The organism is Micromonospora sp. NPDC085948 (assembly GCF_040686315.1).
Lineage (GTDB): Bacteria > Actinomycetota > Actinomycetes > Mycobacteriales > Micromonosporaceae > Micromonospora.
Map to the genome: position 1 here is coordinate 324,191 of NZ_JBFBJW010000001.1, position 17,521 is coordinate 341,711.

18 protein-coding genes are annotated in these 17,521 nt (G+C 73.0%); 8 read left to right on the top strand and 10 right to left on the bottom strand.

What is annotated here, in order from left to right; all coding sequences use genetic code 11:
• Nucleotides 1–96: 96 nt before the first annotated feature.
• A complete protein-coding gene (locus AB0O48_RS01560) occupies nt 97–1,275 on the bottom strand; it encodes an NADP-dependent malic enzyme (protein WP_357246625.1) in 1,179 nt (392 codons plus the stop codon).
• A 143-nt stretch (nt 1,276–1,418) separates the two neighbouring features.
• Nucleotides 1,419–1,769, bottom strand: coding sequence for a S24 family peptidase (locus AB0O48_RS01565; protein WP_357246627.1), 351 nt, complete (start codon nt 1,767–1,769; stop codon nt 1,419–1,421).
• Between the two features lie 84 nt (nt 1,770–1,853).
• Here AB0O48_RS01565 and sodN point away from each other — a divergent pair, with 84 nt between their 5' ends.
• From sodN to AB0O48_RS01580, 3 genes are read left to right on the top strand one after another with little or no spacing between them, the layout of a single operon-like run.
• Nucleotides 1,854–2,258, top strand: coding sequence for a superoxide dismutase, Ni (sodN, locus tag AB0O48_RS01570; RefSeq protein ID WP_357246630.1), 405 nt, complete (start codon nt 1,854–1,856; stop codon nt 2,256–2,258).
• Nucleotides 2,255–2,857 (top strand): GNAT family N-acetyltransferase, encoded by a 603-nt coding sequence (locus AB0O48_RS01575; RefSeq protein ID WP_357571843.1) that lies wholly within the window; start codon nt 2,255–2,257, stop codon nt 2,855–2,857. The genes sodN and AB0O48_RS01575 overlap by 4 nt, the downstream gene beginning before the upstream one ends.
• Nucleotides 2,854–3,261: an ATP-binding protein gene (locus AB0O48_RS01580; protein ID WP_088987803.1), complete on the top strand. Its 408-nt coding sequence runs from the start codon at nt 2,854–2,856 to the stop codon at nt 3,259–3,261. The genes AB0O48_RS01575 and AB0O48_RS01580 overlap by 4 nt, the downstream gene beginning before the upstream one ends.
• Nucleotides 3,262–3,334: 73 nt before the next feature.
• On the opposite strand, the gene AB0O48_RS01585 is transcribed toward AB0O48_RS01580, so the two are convergent.
• Nucleotides 3,335–3,763, bottom strand: a complete 429-nt coding sequence (locus tag AB0O48_RS01585) for a hypothetical protein (protein WP_365062344.1) — start codon at nt 3,761–3,763, stop codon at nt 3,335–3,337.
• Between AB0O48_RS01585 and AB0O48_RS01590 the strand changes: the two genes are divergently transcribed.
• Nucleotides 3,762–4,712: a diacylglycerol kinase family protein gene (locus AB0O48_RS01590; RefSeq protein ID WP_357246638.1), complete on the top strand. Its 951-nt coding sequence runs from the start codon at nt 3,762–3,764 to the stop codon at nt 4,710–4,712. The two genes, AB0O48_RS01585 and AB0O48_RS01590, sit on opposite strands and share 2 nt — an antisense overlap.
• Before the next feature lie 450 nt (nt 4,713–5,162).
• A complete protein-coding gene (locus AB0O48_RS01595; protein WP_088950012.1) occupies nt 5,163–5,420 on the top strand; it encodes a WhiB family transcriptional regulator in 258 nt (85 codons plus the stop codon).
• A gap of 67 nt (nt 5,421–5,487) precedes the next feature.
• On the opposite strand, the gene AB0O48_RS01600 is transcribed toward AB0O48_RS01595, so the two are convergent.
• From AB0O48_RS01600 to AB0O48_RS01620, 5 genes are all read right to left on the bottom strand, one after another.
• A complete protein-coding gene (locus tag AB0O48_RS01600; protein ID WP_357571893.1) occupies nt 5,488–6,228 on the bottom strand; it encodes a CbiX/SirB N-terminal domain-containing protein in 741 nt (246 codons plus the stop codon).
• Nucleotides 6,229–6,281: 53 nt separating this feature from the next.
• Nucleotides 6,282–7,043, bottom strand: coding sequence for a phosphoadenylyl-sulfate reductase (locus tag AB0O48_RS01605; RefSeq protein WP_357246641.1), 762 nt, complete (start codon nt 7,041–7,043; stop codon nt 6,282–6,284).
• Nucleotides 7,040–7,201 carry a hypothetical protein gene (locus AB0O48_RS01610; RefSeq protein ID WP_167393614.1) on the bottom strand — a complete coding sequence of 54 codons (162 nt, stop codon included), beginning with the start codon at nt 7,199–7,201 and terminating at the stop codon, nt 7,040–7,042. The genes AB0O48_RS01605 and AB0O48_RS01610 overlap by 4 nt, the downstream gene beginning before the upstream one ends.
• Nucleotides 7,198–8,910 carry a nitrite/sulfite reductase gene (locus tag AB0O48_RS01615; protein ID WP_357246644.1) on the bottom strand — a complete coding sequence of 571 codons (1,713 nt, stop codon included), beginning with the start codon at nt 8,908–8,910 and terminating at the stop codon, nt 7,198–7,200. The genes AB0O48_RS01610 and AB0O48_RS01615 overlap by 4 nt, the downstream gene beginning before the upstream one ends.
• Before the next feature lie 294 nt (nt 8,911–9,204).
• Nucleotides 9,205–10,116 (bottom strand): ArsR family transcriptional regulator, encoded by a 912-nt coding sequence (locus tag AB0O48_RS01620; RefSeq protein WP_357246646.1) that lies wholly within the window; start codon nt 10,114–10,116, stop codon nt 9,205–9,207.
• A gap of 62 nt (nt 10,117–10,178) precedes the next feature.
• On the opposite strand from AB0O48_RS01620, the gene AB0O48_RS01625 reads away from it, so the two are divergent.
• A complete protein-coding gene (locus tag AB0O48_RS01625; protein WP_357246649.1) occupies nt 10,179–11,204 on the top strand; it encodes an aldo/keto reductase family protein in 1,026 nt (341 codons plus the stop codon).
• A 35-nt stretch (nt 11,205–11,239) separates the two neighbouring features.
• Nucleotides 11,240–12,745, top strand: a complete 1,506-nt coding sequence (locus AB0O48_RS01630) for a glycosyltransferase family 39 protein (protein ID WP_357246651.1) — start codon at nt 11,240–11,242, stop codon at nt 12,743–12,745.
• Nucleotides 12,746–12,779: 34 nt separating this feature from the next.
• Here the strand turns inward: AB0O48_RS01630 and AB0O48_RS01635 are convergent, their stop codons facing one another.
• Nucleotides 12,780–14,372, bottom strand: coding sequence for a histidine kinase N-terminal domain-containing protein (locus tag AB0O48_RS01635; RefSeq protein WP_357246653.1), 1,593 nt, complete (start codon nt 14,370–14,372; stop codon nt 12,780–12,782).
• 25 nt (nt 14,373–14,397) lie between these two features.
• On the bottom strand, nt 14,398–15,429 hold the full coding sequence (locus AB0O48_RS01640) for an SIS domain-containing protein (protein WP_357247166.1): 1,032 nt from the start codon (nt 15,427–15,429) through the stop codon (nt 14,398–14,400).
• Nucleotides 15,430–15,618: 189 nt separating this feature from the next.
• On the opposite strand from AB0O48_RS01640, the gene AB0O48_RS01645 reads away from it, so the two are divergent.
• A complete protein-coding gene (locus AB0O48_RS01645; protein WP_357246655.1) occupies nt 15,619–17,448 on the top strand; it encodes a tetratricopeptide repeat protein in 1,830 nt (609 codons plus the stop codon).
• The last annotated feature ends 73 nt before the right edge of the window (nt 17,449–17,521 follow it).

Below are 17,521 nucleotides of genomic sequence, written 5' to 3' on the forward strand. Positions count from 1 at the left end.
GCCCATGCGGCGCCGAGAGCGTCCCGGTGCAGGCCAGCGCGGCCGACGGCGCATGCTGCGGCGGAGCGCGCCAGCGCCTGTGCGGGCGCGCAGACCCTAACGGCGGGCGACGCCGTCGCGACGGGCCGCCTCGGCGACCGCCTCGGCGACGGCCGGCGCAACGCGCGGGTCGAGCGGCGAGGGGACGATCGCGTCGGCGGTCAGCGACTCGGCCACCACACCGGCGATGGCGTCCGCGGCGGCGACCTTCATCGCCTCGGTGATCCGGGTCGCACCGGCATCCAACGCCCCACGGAACACCCCGGGGAAGGCCAGCACGTTGTTGATCTGGTTGGGGTAGTCGCTGCGCCCGGTGGCGACCACCGCGACGTGCCGGGCGGCGACCTCGGGGTGCACCTCCGGGGTCGGGTTGGCCAGCGCGAACACGATCCCGCCGGGTGCCATCCCCGCCACCGCGGCCTCGGGGATCTGCCCGCCGGAGACCCCGATCAGCACGTCGGCGTCGCGCAGCGCCTCGGTGATGTCGCCGTGTCGGCCCTCCGCGTTCGTGGTCGCCGCCAACTCGGCCTTGGTGCCGGTCAGCTCGGTGCGGTGCCGGCCGATGATGCCCTTGGAGTCGCAGACGACCACCTGGTCGGGGTTGACGCCCCCGGCGATCAGCATCTTCGTCACGGCCACCCCGGCCGCACCCGCACCGCTCACCGCGACCCGCAGGTCGCCGAGCTTGCGGTCGAGCAGGGTGGCGGCGTTGCGCAGCGCGGCGAGCACCACGATCGCCGTGCCGTGCTGGTCGTCGTGGAAGACCGGAATGTCCAGCGCCTCGTCGAGCCGGCGCTCGATCTCGAAGCAGCGCGGGGCGCTGATGTCCTCCAGGTTGATCCCGCCGAACGAGGGGGCCAACGCCCGGACCACGGCGACGATCTCGTCCGCATCCTGCGTGTCCAGGCAGACCGGGACGGCGTCCACCCCACCGAACTGCTTGAACAACACCGCCTTGCCCTCCATCACCGGCAGCGCGGCACGTGGGCCGATGTTGCCGAGCCCCAGCACCGCCGAGCCGTCGGTGACCACCGCGACGGTGTGCGACACCCAGGTGTAGTCGTCCACCAGGGCCGGGTCGGCGGCGATCGCCTCGCACACCCGGGCCACCCCCGGGGTGTACGCCAGGGAGAGGTCCTCCCGGCTGGTCAGCGGCACGGTCGAGGTGACGGCCATCTTGCCGCCCCGGTGCAGCAGGAAGACGGGATCAGCGGGGTCCACGGTGGACGAAGACATGGCGGTGACTCCAGGATCTGTCGAGCAGATGTGAGGCGGCCGGGCCTGGCCGCGAGGTGGGCGGCGAGCGGTGGCACGCGTACGGGGGTCACCCGGGCACTTCCGAGCATAGTGTCGACGCCCACACCCGGATGTGAGCGGGGTCATAACCGCCGGCGATGTACCCGACCGGGGCGCGGCCAGTAGCGGACCAGCACCCGCCCTCGTACGTCGGCGACCCCGTACGCCCGGGAGTCGTCGGTGACCAGTTCGTTGTCGCCGCGCAGCCACCAGCCGCCGTCCTGTTGCCGGACCGCCCGCTTCACCACCAGCAGGTCGGGGCGAGTGCGGAAGACCGCGACCACCACGTCGCCGGGTCGGATCCGGCGGTCGCCGGGGCGGACCAGCACCGAGTCGCCGTGCCGCAGCGTCGGTGCCATGGACGGGCCGACCACCAGGACGGCGGTCAACGGCCCGCGCAACCGGGCCACCTCAGGCGGGTGATCGGTGCCCACTGGTTTCACCTCCGTCCGTTCGGAAAGCATCCCCCAGGAGTAATGTCGCCTTTGATCATCGCAAACTTCCCATGGAGGATCCTGATGCGATTTCCGCGCATCCTCGCGCCCCGCGTCATCGCGAGCGCACACTGCGACCTGCCGTGTGGTGTCTACGATCCGGCTCAGGCTCGGATCGAGGCCGAATCGGTCAAAATGATCTGCGAGAAGTACCAGGCGAACACCGACCCGGAGTTCCGCACCCGCGCCATCATCATCAAGGAGCAGCGCGCCGAGCTGGTCAAGCACCACCTCTGGGTGCTGTGGACCGACTACTTCAAGCCGCCGCACTTCGAGAAGTACCCGAACCTGCACAGCCTGTTCAACGAGGCCACCAAGCTCGCCGGCGCCGGTGGCGTCAAGGGCAGCCTCGACCCGGCCACCGCCGACAAGCTCCTCTCGAAGATCGACGAGATCTCGAAGATCTTCTGGGAGACCAAGAAGGCGTGACCGCACCGGTCATCCTGACGATCCGGCCGGCACGTCCCGAGGACGTGCCGGCCGTCGTCGCCATGGTGCACGAGCTGGCGGAGTACGAACGGGCCGCCGACCAGTGCCACCTCACCGCCGAGCAGCTGACCTCGGCCCTGTTTCCGGCCGCTCCAGCGAGCGGCGCGGCCACGGACGCGTCCAGCCCCGCGCCGGCTCCGGCGCTCTTCGGGCACGTCGCGGTGGACGAGCAGGACGAGCCGATCGGCTTCGCGCTGTGGTTCCTCAACTTCTCCACCTGGGCCGGTGTGCACGGCATCTACCTGGAGGACCTCTACGTTCGGCCGACCGCCCGGGGGTCCGGTGCGGGTCGGCTGCTGCTCGCCGCCCTGGCCGAGATCTGCGTACGACGCGGATACCGGCGACTGGAGTGGTGGATGATCGACTGGAACCCGGCCGCCGGGTTCTACGCGTCGATCGGCGCGGAGCAGATGAGCGAATGGGTCCCCTATCGGCTCAGTGGCGACGCGCTGCGCGAGCTGGCCGACCATGCCGCCACCGCTGGCACGCGTACGGGCGACCGAGCGGGTAGAGTCCCCGACCGGGGGGATGAGGCGTGACTCAACTGACTGGCCAGCCAGCGACCGACGACGACGTGGTGCACCTCACGGTGCCCGCCGACGGCGGTTACCTTGGCGTGCTCCGCACCGCCACCGCCGGCCTCGCGGCCCGGTTGCAGTTCGCGCTGGACGAGATCGAGGATCTGCGGATCGCGGTCGACGAGGCGTGCGCCATGCTGCTCGCCATCGCCACCCGCGACGCCGAGTTGGAGTGCCGCTTCGCGGTCACCGAGGACGCGTTGACCGTCGAGGTGACCGTGCCGACCGTGCGTGGTGCCACGCTGCCGGCCGAGTCGTCCTTCGCCTGGAAGGTGCTCACCGCGTTGACGACGTCGGCGTCCGCCACGGCCGCCGACGGTCGGGCCACGATCGCGCTGCTCACGCGCCGCTCCGGCGGCTACTGACCGGCGCCGCTCCGGCGGCTACTGACCGGCGCCGCTCCAGCGGGCTACTGACCGGCTCGGCGCGCCGGGTCCGTCACGCCACGCCCAGTGCCCGGGTCGTCGGGGGGCTGACCAGCAGCCAGGTCACGCCCAGGCCGAGCGCCATCAGCGGCACCCCCAGCCAGCCCAACCCGCCCTGGATCATGAACCATCCGATCGGCAGCAGCATCAGCTGCAGCACGATCGCCGGCGCACGGGCGCCCGCCTTACGGCGGGACAGGGCCCGGCCCAGCGCCCAGAGCGCGACCGCGGCCCCGACGGCGAACGCGGTCACCAGCAACGCCGACGCCAGATCGGTGGTGGTGGCCGTGAGGTCGGCCCAGATCAGCCATGCCGCGATGAGCCCGACGGCGGCCGCCTCCGCCCAGAGCAGCCGGACCGCCCAGCGGAGCGTGACGGGAGCCGAGTCGATGGTCACGCGCGCCACGATACCCGGGCTACCGGGAGGTACAGTGCCGCCCATGCACGCCGTCCTGGTGGTCAATCCAAAGGCCACCACCACCAGCGAACGCAGCCGGGACGTGCTCGTCCGGGCGCTGCGCAGCGAAGTCGACCTCAGCGTGCGCTACACCCGGCGGCGCGGACACGCGATGGCGCTGGCCCGGGAGGCCGCGGCCGAGGGTGTCGACCTGGTCGTCACCCTGGGTGGCGACGGCACCGTGAACGAGGTGGTGAACGGCCTCATGACGGCCGACCCGCCGCCCCGCGCCGACGACGCGCCGATGGCCGAGCGGTTGCCCGCGCTGGCGACCGTGCCGGGCGGGTCGACAAACGTATTCGCCCGCGCGCTGGGCCTGCCCCGGGAGTGGCCGGAGGCGACCAGCATGATCCTCGAAGGGTTGCGCCTGGGCCGGAGCCGGACGGTGGGGCTGGGCCTCGCCGACGACCGCTACTTCACCTTCTGCGCGGGGTTCGGCCTGGACGCCGCGGTCATCCACCGGGTGGAGCAGGCCCGGCGCAAGGGTCGGGTGTCCACGCCGACGCTCTACCTGCGCTCGATCATGAATCAGTACTTCTTCGCCTCGGACCGGCGACATCCGGCGATCGTGCTGGAGCGTCCGGGCGAGCCGTCCGAGGCCGAGCTGGCCACGGTCATCATCCAGAACACGGCACCGTGGACGTACCTGGGCGACCGGGAGGTCAACCCGAACCCGGCGGCGTCGTTCGATCTCGGGCTGGATGTGCTGGCGCTACGTCAGCTCCGGGTGGCTAGCACAACACGGACAGTGACTCAGTTCCTATCCCGGCAACCGGATCCACGCGGTCGGCAGGTGTTACGACTCCATGACACGGCGGAGTTCACGCTGGTCTCCAGCCGTCCGCAGGCGTTTCAGCTCGACGGCGACTATCTCGGCGAGCGGGAGAAAGTCAGATTCACCTCCGTTCCGGCCGCACTGAGAGTAATCTGCTAGGTCTCGGGTACTGCCCTTGGTCGACACGGTGGCCACAACCGATCGACTTGGTCGCCGCCACACCGAGGGGCAGGTGCCGGAAATGTCAGCAATGTCACGCGGACTGTACTATATTGATCCTCGACTGTGGCACGGCGGGTAATCGGGAAAGCCCCGAAAACCGGACAAAGGGGCTGTGGGCTTGCTCACCGCCCGGAGTTTTTCCGAGCGTCACCCTTGACATCACGACTGTTCGTGAAAGTATTCACAAGCGGACTTGAGTTACCGGGACATTGCCTGGATATGCTCGTCAGGTTGAGCTGTTCCAGCAGGTCCCCGGCGCTGAACGCCTGCTCACGCACTGCCGAATGGACGGACGCTAACCGTCACCATCGGCACTGCGGATGCATATAGGAAAAGCACGACCAAGCAATTGTTCGCCACCCATCCAGAATGAGGAGTGTTGCCGCCATGGACTGGCGTCACCATAGTGTCTGCCGCGACGAGGACCCAGAGCTGTTCTTCCCGATCGGGACGTCTGGACCGGCTCTGCTGCAGGTCGAGCAGGCCAAGGCCGTCTGCAGGCGCTGCTCCGTGACCGACCAGTGCCTGCAGTGGGCACTCGAGTCGGGTCAGGACGCCGGCGTCTGGGGCGGAATGAGCGAAGAGGAGCGGCGGGCCGTCAAGCGGCGCGGCGGCCTCCGCGTGCTGCGCGCTCACTCCGCCTGATCCCAACGACACCGCTGTACGCCCCGGTGGGTCCGCCCACCGGGGCGTTCCGCTGTCCGCCCCAGCCTCAGCCGGCCGGTGCCACGACGTGGCCGTTCGACAGGTCGTCGACCCGGCGCAGCACCACCTCGACCAGCTCCGGCGCGTCGGTCAACGGGGCGGACACCGCCACCGCGCCGGCCGCCCGAGCCGCCTCGGTCACCGCGTCGTGGAACAGGCCCGGCGCCAGGAAGTACGCGGACACCGCGACCCGCCGTGCGCCGGCCGCCCGCAGCCGCGACACCGCCACACCGGCCGCCGGTGGCGCCGCCGAGGCGTACGCCACCCGACAGGGCACCCCGAACTCGGCACCGAGCGCCTCCGCGGCCTGACCCACCGACCGGCGGGCGCGCGCGTCCCGGGTGCCCGCCGCGGCCAACACCAGCGCGTCGAAGCGGCCCGGCCGCACCTCGGTGAGCCGTCGACGCAGCCCGGCCAGCAGCCCCGGGTCGACGGTGCCGTCCGCCGGGCCGAGCACGTCGGTCACCCGCACCGCCAGTGGCCGCTCGGCCCGCACCGCCGCGCTGACCGCCGCCGGAATGTCCACCCGATGGTGATACGCGGCGGTCAACAGCAGGGGCACCAGTACCGCCCGTTGGTGACCGGCCGCCGCCAGGCCACGCAGCACCTCGGTCGGCCCCGGCTCGGTGTGGTCCAGCCAACTCGCCCAGACCTGTGTCCCGGGCCGGGCCGCCGACACGGCTCGGGCGAGTGCCCGGGTGGCGTCGGCCGCTCGTGGATCCCGGCTGCCGTGGGCGACGAGCACCACCGGGGCCACCCCGCCGGCCACGTCCGGGCCGGTCGGGGTGGTCGCTGGCGAGGTCAGACGTGCAGCCCGCACTCAGTCTTCTCGAACATGGCCCACCGGCCGGCCCGCGCGTCCTCGCCGGCCTTCGTCCGGCGGGTGCACGGCCAGCAGCCGATCGACCCGTAACCCTGCTTGAACAGCTCGTTCACCGGCACGTTGAAGCGCGCGATGTACGCGTCCACATCCTTCTGCGACCAGGCCGCGATCGGGTTGACCTTGACCCTGCCGCGCCGCGCGTCGAACGTCACCACAGGCGTGTTGGCCCGGGTCGGCGACTCGTCCCGCCGCAGGCCCGCGGCCCAGGCGTCGTACCCGGACAGCGCCCGCTCCAGCGGCTCCACCTTGCGCAGCTGGCAGCAGTCGTCCGGTGACTTGTTGAACAGCCGGGGGCCGTACTGGCCATCCTGCTGGCCGACCGTGAGTCGGGGCCGGATCGACCGGACGTTCACCGGGAGCGTGCGGGCCACCTCGTCGCGCACCCGCAGCGTCTCGGGGAAGTGCAGGCCGGTGTCGAGGAAGACCACGTCCACGCCCGGGGCCACCCGGGACACCAGGTGCGCCAGCACGGCATCGGCCATCGAGCTGGTGACGCAGAACCGGTCGCCGAAGGTCTGCGCGGCCCAGCGGGCGATCTCCAGCGCCGGAGCGCCTTCCAGGTCCTGGGCCGCCTGCTCGGCCAGGGCGCGCAGCTCGGCGGGGTCGCGTCGGGCCGGGTCGGCGGATGTCGAAGCGCCCGGACCGACCAGGCGCAGGTTCGCTGCGGAGACGAGGCTCATCGGGTCACCGCCCGGGAGAGCAGGCCGGTGAACTTCACCGAGAAGACCCGGGTGCAGGCGTGGCACTCCCAGGCGCCGTGCCCCGCCTCGTGCGGCCGCAGGTCCTCCTCGCCGCAGTACGGGCAGTACAGAGGTGCCGCTCGGTTCTCGCTGCTCACCGCAGTGCCTCCTCATCGACTCTGATCACCCAGTTGGCGAACGTCTCGCCCTCGCTCCGACCGGCCAGGTAGCGACGGGCCAGCCGTTCCACGTACTCCGGAAGCTCCTCGGCGGTGGTCTTCAGGCCGCGCAGCTTGCGGCCGAAACCGGCCGTCTGCCCCTGGGCCATGCCCAGCCCGCCGCCCAGGTGCACCTGGAAGCCCTCGACCTGTCGGCCGTCCGGGCCGACCACCAGCTGGCCCTTGAGCCCGATGTCGGCCACCTGCGTGCGGGCGCAGGCGTTCGGGCAGCCGTTGATGTGGATGGAGATGTCCGCGTCGAAGTCACGCAGCCGCTGCTCCAGCCGGGCCACCAACTCCTCGCCGCGGGCCTTCGTCTCGACGATGGCGAGCTTGCAGTACTCGATGCCGGTGCACGCCATCGTGCCGCGCCGCCAGGCCGACGGCCGGGCCTCCAGGCCAATGCCACGCAGCGCGTCGACAAGCGACTCCGTCCGCTCCGACGGCACGTCGAGCACCAGCAGCTTCTGGTACGGGGTGAGCCGCACCCGGTCGCTGCCGTGCGCCTCGACCACGTCGGCCAGTTGGGCGAGCTGCCCGCCGGAGACCCGCCCGACCACCGGCGCGGCGCCCACGTAGTGCCGCCCGTCGGCCTGCTCGTGCACGCCCACGTGGTCGACCGGCTTCGACGGCAGGGTCGGCGCCGGGCCGTCGAGCAGCGTACGACCGAGGTAGTCCTTCTCCAGGACCTCGCGGAACCGCTCCACACCCCAGTCCGCCACCAGGAACTTCAGCCGAGCCCGGTTGCGCAGCCGCCGGTAGCCGTAGTCGCGGAAGATCCCGACCACCCCGGCCCACACGTCCGGAATCTCGGCCATCGGCACCCAGACGCCGAGCCGCTGGGCGAGCATCGGGTTGGTGGAGAGACCGCCGCCGACCCAGACGTCGAAGCCGGGGCCGTACTCGGGGTGCTCGACACCGAGGAAGGCGATGTCGTTCGACTCGTACGGGGTGTCGACCAGCCAGGAGATCGACGTCTTGAACTTGCGGGGCAGGTTGGAGAACTGCTTGTCGCCGACGTACCGGGCGACGATCTCGTCGATCGCCGGGGTCGGGTCGAGCACCTCGTCACGGGCCACGCCGGCGACCGGGCTGCCCAGCACGATCCGGGGGCAGTCGCCGCACGCCTCGGTGGTCTGCAGGCCGACCGACTCCAGCCGACGCCAGATCTCCGGCATGTCCTCGACCCGGATCCAGTGGTACTGGATGTTCTGCCGGTCGGTGATGTCGGCGGTGTCCCGGGCGAACTCCCGGGAGATGTCCGCGATCACCCGCAACTGGGCCAGGCTGAGCTGGCCGCCGTCGATTCGGACCCGCAGCATGAAGAACTCGTCCTCCAGCTCGTGCGGCTCCAGCACGGCGGTGCGCCCGCCGTCGATGCCCGCCTTGCGCTGGGTGTAGAGGCCCCACCAGCGGAACCGGCCCCGCAGATCCTGCGGATCGATGGAGGCGAAGCCGCGGTGCGCGTAGATGGTCTCGATGCGGGCCCGGACGTTGAGCGGGTCGTCGTCCTTCTTGATCCGCTCGTTGGGGTTGAGCGGCTCACGGTGGCCGAGCGCCCACTGACCCTCACCCCGTGGCCGGCGCGGTGCTCGGGTCGGGCGAGCCGTCGGGTCCTCGGAACGGGCCGGGATGCTGCTGACCGCCATCGCGGCGTCCTCCGTTGTCTGCTGTGCCTCGGGGTACGCGGGGCGCGGCGGCCGGCCCGGCGAAGCGGGCGGGACAACGGTGTCTTCAGACAGCCGGCGCGGAGCGCGCCCGAGACAGATTGATCGGGCGTCGTCAGTAGGCCGGACAGATCGCGCTGCGCACGCGGCCGTAATCGACGTGGCGACGTGCCACGAAGCGGCGGACGACTGCGGCGGTCATGCGCCCCATGCTGCCACACCCCGAGGGGGCCGGCCAATGTCCACGTGCTGGATCCCACATCACGGGCGAGGGGGCTAGTCGACCAGCTGGTCACCGAGGATGGTTCGCGCGTACCGCACCACCCTGCCCTCCCGTACGCCGACGATCAGGCCGTTGTCCCGCAGCGTGGTGAGGTGGTGCGACGCCGTCGCCGGCGCGAGCCCCAACATCGCGGCCAGCTCGCCGGTGCTCAGTGGCGCGTCGAGCAGGGACAGCGCCGCCGCCCGCGTACCGCCGAGCAGGGCGCCGAGCGCCGCGCTGGGCGGCGGCGACGCCCACAGCCCGCCGAGCCCGGCCGGCGGATAGCAGAGGGCGGGTCCGGCGTCCCCCTCCAGGATCGCGTGCACCGTCGGTCCGGAGAACGAGGTGGGCAGCAACGTCCACGGGCGGTCGTCCAGACCGGCCGGCCGGGACGTGCCGACGGCGACCCGCAGCGCCGCGCCGTCCCAGCGGATCAACGGGTGCAGCTCGCGGAGCAGGGTGCGCCCGCCCTGGTCGGCGGCGAGCAGGGTGCGCCGCCGGATGTCGGCCAGCGCGAGCGCCCGCAGCCGGGGCCAGTCCGGTGCGATCAGCAGGGTGAAGTACCGCCGGAGCTGCGCGACCAGCTCGTCCGGGGCCAGCCGGGGTGCGCCGGCCCGGTCCAGTTGCCGCCGCACCCGGGACGGGTCGGTGCCGGCGACCGCCCGCAGCTCGGCCGCCAGGTTCGGGGCCACCCCGATCGGGGTGAGGAAGTCCGGTACGTAGCCGTTGGACGACCGGAGCACCGCCAACAGCGGCTCCAGGCCGGCCCCCGGCAGCAGCCGTTCGGCGCGCTCCCGCCACGGGCGGTGCATCCAGTACTTCGCCGGCTTGCGCAGCGCCCAGGAACTGGCCACCAGCTCGGCCAGCGGCGAGTGCACGAACCGGACGCGACTCAGGTCGTCCGGCGTGAACCGAACCTCGATCACCGACAGATTCGACCACGTTCGAACGGTTCGGCGACAGCGCGCGACCGCCGGAGGATCCGAGCATGGAATACAGGCAACTGGGCCGGTCGGGCCTGCGCGTGAGCGCGGTCGCGTACGGCAACTGGGTCACCCACGGCAACCAGCTCGACGACGACGCGGCGGGCGCGTGCGTGGCCGCCGCCCTGGACGCGGGCATCACGACCTTCGACACCGCGGACCGGTACGCCCAGGGGCGGGCCGAGCTGGCGCTGGGCAGGGCGCTCAGTGGCGTCCGGCGCAGCTCGATCGAGCTGTGCACGAAGGTGTTCCTGCCGGTCGGGCCGGGGGCCAACGACTCCGGACTGTCCCGCAAGCACATCATCGAGAGCTGCCACGCCTCGCTGGGCCGGCTGGGCACCGACTACGTCGACCTCTACCAGGCGCACCGGTACGACGACAGCGTGCCGCTGGAGGAGACGATGCTCGCCTTCGCCGACCTCGTCCGTCAGGGCAAGGTGCTCTACGTCGGCGCCTCCGAGTGGACCGCCCCGCAACTGCGTGCGGGTCTGCGGCTCGCCGCCGACCTGCGCGTCCCGTTCATCGCCAACCAGCCGCAGTACTCGATGCTGTGGCGGGTGGCGGAGGCCGAGGTGGTGCCCACCAGCGCGGAACTCGGGCTGGGTCAGCTCGCCTGGGCGCCCCTCGCGATGGGCGTGCTGACCGGCAAGTACGAGCCCGGCAGGCGCCCGCCCGCCGATTCCCGGGCCACCGACGGCTTCGGCGGGTCGTTCGTCGCCCGCTACTCCTCGGATCTGTTGCTCTCCCGGGTCCGCCAGCTCCGGTCGATCGCCGATGCCGCCGGCTGCACGATGGCCCAGTTGGCGGTGGCGTGGGTGTTGCACCGACCGACCGTGGCCAGTGCGATCGTCGGTGCGTCCCGACCCGGGCAGCTCGCCGAGACCGCCGGCGCGGCGGCGGTCCGGCTGGACGACGAGCTGATGGAGCGGATCGATGCCGTGCTCGGTGACCTTGTCGAGCGTGATCCGGCGAAGACGGCCCGGCCGAACGACGTGATGCCCGCCTGGCGCCCACCGCCTGCGGCCGGCTGACACCACGAACGGCGAGACCGTGGCAGGCTCGGACCGTGGGCAGATTGTCCGAGTCGACCGGCGCGGCGTGGGACCACCTGCGCCGCGTACCGGTCTGGCTCGCCCCGGCACTGCTGACCCTGGCGGTGACCCTGACCGGGCTGGGTTCCGCCCAGCTCTGGCGCGACGAACTGGCGACCTGGAGCGCGGCCAGCCGGTCGCCCGAGGACCTGGCCCGGCTGGCCGGCACCATCGACGCCGCCACCGGGCCGTACTACCTGCTGATGCACGGCTGGACCGCGATCGTCGGCGACTCCACGGTCGCCCTGCGCGTGCCGGCCGTGCTGGCGATGGCCGTGGCGGCCGGGCTGCTCGCCGTGCTCGGCGCGCGGCTGGTCGACCGGCGCACCGGCCTGTTCGCCGGGCTGCTGTTCGCGGTCCTCCCCGGCACGTCCCGCTACGGGCAGGAGGCCCGCCCGTACGCGTTGGCCACCATGCTCGCGGTGCTCGCCACCCTGCTGCTGGTGCCCGCACTGCGCCGACCGAGCTGGACCCGCTGGGCCGGATACGCCGCCGCCGTCGCCGCCCTCGGGCTCATCCACCTGATCGCGCTCACCCTGCTCGCCGCGCACGGCCTGGTCGTCCTGCTCGCCTGGTGGCGCGGCCCGGCCACGGCCGGCGTCGGCAGCCGGGACGAGCACGACGCTGCGCGGGACCGGCGGGTGTGGCGCTGGGTGGTCTCCGTGGTGCCGGCCGCGCTGCTCGTCGCCCCCCTGCTGCTCAAGGCCCGCGCCCAGCGGTCCCGGCAGCTCAACTGGGTCCACCTGGTCCGCCTGGACGACCTGACCGCTCTGCCCGGCGGGGTGGCGCAGAGCAGCGTGGTGGGTGGACTGCTGGTCGGGGTCGCCGCGTTGGGCGCGGCCCGCCTCGGGCGTCGCGCCCTGCTGCCGGTGAGCGCGGTGCTGCTGCCCGTGCTGCTGCTCTTCGCCGCCGGTGAGGTCGTACCGCTGTGGGTGCCCCGGTACCTGGTCTTCGTGGTGCCCTTCGCCTGCCTGCTGGCCGGCGCGGCGATGGCCGCGGTGGCGGTGCCCGCCGCGCTCGCCGTGGTGGTCCTGGCCGGGTTGCTCGGCCTTCCCGACCAGGCGGCGTTGCGGCGCACCCACGAGTGGCCGCGCAGCGCGCCGGTGGACTACGCGGGCGCGGCGCGCGTGATCGCCGACGGTCAGCGGCCGGGCGACGCGATCGTCTACTCGCCCCGGCAGAGCTGGCTCTTCCTCGACCTCGGCATCGAGTACCACCTCGACGACCCTCCGCGGGACATCCTGGTCACCGAGGACGAGGTCCGCCGGGGGGACCTGTGGGCGGCCGAGTGCCCCCGACCGGAGCAGTGCCTGGCCGGTACGACACGGGTGTGGCTGGTGCTCTCCGGTCGGCACGCCGAGCCGCTGGCCGCCGTGACCGGCGCCAAGGGTGACGCGCTACGCGCGGACTTCACCGTCGCCCAGGTCTGGCCGCGCCCCGGCCTGACCGTAGCCCTACTGACCAGCCGCCCCGCCCGCTGATCCGCTGACACCCACGGCTGTCCCGGCGCGGCGGTCAGGCCTGTGAGCGGCCGTCGGGGGCGTTGCGGGCCAGTGGGACGACGAGCACGGCCTCGGTGCCGCCGGTGGCACCGGCCCGCAGTTCGATGGTGCCGCGCAGCTCCCCGGTGACCAGGGCACGGACGATCTGGAGGCCGAGCCGGCTGGCTCGCTCCGCGTCGAAGTCCGGCGGCAACCCGCGCCCGTTGTCGGTCACCGAGACGTGCAGCATCTTGCGGAACCGGTGCGCCGAGACCACCACCTCGGGTCGCAGCGACGGGTCGACCTCGGGAGCAGCGACCGGCACCATGCCCGAGGCGGCAGGCGCGCGGGGCTCGTCCGCCTCGTCGGCCGGCGGGAAGCCGTGCTCGACGGCGTTGAGCAGCAACTCGTTGAGGACCATCACCAGCGACGTGGCGATCTCCGCCGGCAGCACGCCGAAGCTGCCCCGTCGCCGCATGCCGACGCTCACCTCGGTCGCCGCGACCTCGGTCGCCGCGCTGGCCACCCGGTCGACGATGCCGTCGAACTCGACCGCCTCGTCGCTGGACATGGAGAGCGTCTCGTGCACCAGGGCGATCGAGGCGACCCGGCGGACCGATTCCTCCAGCGCGACGCGCGCCTCCGGCATGGACACCCGGCGGGCCTGCAATCGCAGCAGCGCGGCGACGGTCTGGAGGTTGTTCTTCACCCGGTGGTGGATCTCCCGGATCGTGGCGTCCTTGGTGATCAGTGCCCGATCCCGGCGGCGAACCTCGGTGATGTCCCGCACCAGCACGAGCGCGCCGATCGGCACCCCGGCGGGCATCAGCGGCAGCGCCCGGGTGAGCATCGTGGCGCCGCGGGCGTCGATCTCCCGGCGCGGTGGCGCCTCGCCGCGCAGGGCGGCCAGGATGCCGTTCGCCGCCTCGGTGCCGTCCAGCGGGTCGCCGGCGAGCCGGCGGTGCAGCGCGGCCAGGTCCTCGCCCACCAGGTGCGAGGCGTAGCCCAGCCGCCGGTACGCGGACTGCGCGTTCGGGCTGGCGTAGGTGACCTTGCCGCCGGCGTCGAGCCGGACCAGGCCGTCACCGACCCGGGGCGCGGAGGTGGTCTCGCCCGGGTGCCGCGGTGGCGGGAAGGTGCCGTCCGCGATCATCTGCGCCAGGTCGTCGGCCGTGGTCAGGTAGTTGAGTTCCAGTTGGCTCGGGGTGCGCGCGGTGGAGAGGTTGGTGTCCCGCCCCACCACGGCGATCACCTCGCCGGCCTCCCCCTCGGCGGTGCGCAGCCGGACCGGGATCGCCTCGTGCCGGGCCGGCACGTCGCCGTACCAGACCGGGTCGCCCTCGCGCCAGATCCGGCCCTGGGAGTACGCCACCCCCAGGTGGGCGACCTCCGGCCCGCCGACGATCCGCCCCACCTGGTCGTCCTGGTACGCGGTGGGTGCGGTGGTCGGGCGGACCTGGGCGACGCACAGGAACGTGCCGTCGGCGTCAACCGGCACCCAGAGCAGCAGGTCAGCGAAGGAGAGATCGGAGAGCAGTTGCCAGTCGCCGGCGATGCGGTGCAGGTGGTCGATGTCGGCCGGACGGAGATGGGTGTGCTCCTCGGCGAGGTCGCGCAGCGTGGACACGGTGACCAGGGTGCCACGCCACGCCTCACATCGTCGCGGTGACCTTCTTCAACCCACGCGGCGCGTCCGGATCCTCGCCCCGGGTGAGCGCCAGGGCCAGCGCCAACCGCTGCAACGGCAGGATGTCCAACAGCGGGGCGTACCGCTCGTCGACCTCGGGGACGGCCAGCCGGGTGGCGCCCGGCACGTCGGCGGAGCCGACCACCACGACGTCGGCACGGCGTTCGCCGAGGCGGGGCAGCACCTCGCCCATCGAGCGGCCACCGGGGCCGGAGCCGACCACGGCGAGCACCGGGACCTCCGGGTCGGTCATCGCGAGTGGGCCGTGCAGCAGGTCGGCGCCGGAGAAGGCGAGCGCCGGCAGGTACGAGGTCTCCATCAGCTTCAGCGCGGCCTCCCGGGCGGTCGGGTAGGCGTACCCCCGGCCGGTGGTGACCAACTGGCGGGCGAACCGGTAGCGCGGGGCGAGCTGGGCCGGGGTGCCGTCGGCCAGGGTGCGGGCGGCCAGCTCGGGCAGCGCGTCGAGCGCCTCCCGTTCGGCCGCCGGGAGCACGCCGTCGCCGGCCCGGATCCCCTCCACGAGCATCAGCAGGGCGAGCAGCTCGGCGGTGTACGTCTTGGTGGCGGCGACCGCCCGCTCGTGCCCGGCGGCGATGTCGACGCTCAGCTCGGCCACGTCGACGAGCGGCGAGTCGGGGGCGTTTGTCACCGCGAGGGTCAGCGCCCCGGAGGCGCGGGCGGCGCGCAGCACCTCGGCCAGGTCGGGCGAGCCGCCGCTCTGGCTGACCCCCACGACAAGCGCGTCGGACAGGTCGGGGCGTGCCCCGTACAGGGTGACGACGCTTGGCGAGGCGAGCCCGGCAGGCAGGCCGAGCCGGATCTCGGTCAGGTACGCCCCGTAGAGGGCCGCGTGGTCGGAGGTGCCCCGGGCGGTGAAGACCACGTGCCGTGGGCGACGTTCGGCGACGACCGCCGCCACCCGCGCGATCTCGGCGGCGTTGGCGGCCGAGAGCAGGCGGGCGTAGCCAGCCGGCTGCTCGTCGATGTCGGCGGCCATGCCGGAGCCTGCACGTGTCACGGAAACCCCTCCCCTGCGCGATTGCCGCGCGATTCTTGCTCAGTCTTGCACTTTTAACCGTAGCTCAGCAATCGAACGAGCAGGACTGCGCAGGTGATCACCAGTTGATCTCAATATCAACTAAGCTGGTGGTTGCACCCGGCCCAGCCCCAGCGACGAGAGGACGACGTGCCCGACGGAACGGACGACCCCGCGCTCTCCCCGACGGAGGAGCTGGCTCTGGCCCGGCTGGCACTCGACGAGGGCGACCTGCACCACGCCGCCGGCCACCTCGCCGGCGCGCTGGCGCAGGCCCCCACGCTCCCGGAGGTGCACGAGACGCTGGCCCGGCTCGCCGCGGCCAGCGGCGGTGGCCTCGGCCTCTTTCCGATCAACCACCACACCTTCGTGGGCGCGGTCGTCGCCCGCGCCCATCTGCTCGCCACCGCCGGCCGTCCCGCCGAGGGACTGGAGTTGCTGGCCGCGGCGACCGCGTACGCGCCCGGCACCGAGTGGGCCGGCGTTCCCTGGGTCACCGCGCCCGAACTGGCCGAACGGCTGGACCCGGAACACATCGCCCGGATCCTCATGCAGGTCTGCGCCGCGCTGCCGGACCCGGTGCCGCGGGTCGACCGGGGCGCCCTCGCGCCGTACCTCACACTGGCCCGCAACGCCGCCACCGTCCACCCCGACCACGGTCTGCTGCTGGGCGCGGCGTCCGCGCTGGCCCGGCGCCTCGGCGAGGCCGCGCTCGCGGTGCGCTGGGCCACCCGAGGGGTACGCACACAGCCCTCGAAGATGGGCGAGGTCTGGCTCGGGTACGCGTACCGCAGCGCGGGCCGGACCCGCGAGGGCCTCGCCGCCCTCGGTCGGGCCGTCGAGCTGGACCCCGACGACCTGGCGATCTACGCGGACATCGCCGGCACCCTGGCCGAGATCGGCCGACTGGACGAGGCGCTGGAGTGGACCGAGCGGGCGCTGGCGCGCGACCCGTCCTTCGACTGCGCGGTGCACACCGCCCACCGGCTACGGCACCTGCGCGACGGCGACCTGGCCCACCTGGTCGCGCTCGCCGACTTCGTCCGCGACCACCCCAATGACAGCCACGAGCATGGTGACCTGGCCCAGTGCTGCCGGGGCCGCCCCTGGCTCGGCCAGCTGACCCCGGCCGGCGGCCCACTCGTCGACGCGCTGCGCCAGGCGGTGGCCGATGACGACAACGGTTCCGGCAGCGCCGTACGACTGCCCGCCGCAGCCCCGCCGAGCGCCGTCCGGACGGCGACGTCCACCGCCCCCGGGCTGCGGATCGACGTCGTCGGCTCGTTGGAGCCGGACCCGCGCGAGCCCCGGCGGGCGTCGGCCCAACGGTTGTGGCACTACGCGGACAACGTCCCCATGCCCGCCCTGCCGGCGCCCTCGGCGACGGCTGTCGAACGGATCGGTCAGCTCGCCCACCCGGCGTGGCCGCACCCACCGGCGGCGTACGACGCGGCGGTGGGCCTCGCCGGCCTCGACCTGGCGGACCTGCTCGGCCTGCTGGTGCACCCACCAGCGGCACCGGCCAACGCGGTGGGTCGCCTGCTGGCCGCGCACGACCCGTCGATCTGGGTCCGTGGGGTGCAGGTGTGGGCGTGCCTGGGGCTGCTGCACCACCGCACCGACGAGCCATGGGAGAGCTCGACCCGGCGCCGGGTGCTGCTCGACCTGATCTGGGACGTCGAGGACTGGGTCACCGAGGCGGCGCTGTTCGCCCTGGTCACGGCCGCCTGGGTGGATCCCTCGGTACGGTCGGACGTGGCGCGGGTGGTGGCGGAACGGCTCGCCGACGCGGCCGCCGTCGCTCGGGTCCGGCCGGTCCCGATCGCCGTCTCGCTGGCCCACCTGGCGCTCGCCGTCCCGGAACTGGACAAGGCCGCCGCGGCGCTGGCCACGGAACTGCTCGACACGCGGTCCTCCCGACTCCCCCGCCCCCGCAACCCCCTCCGTCGCCTCTGGCAACGCCTGACCCGCCGATCCTGACCCTGCCCGCGGGGCACAGCAGCGCGCCGCGCCGGCCCGGATGGGCTGACGCGGCGCGGCGCGGGGGAACGGT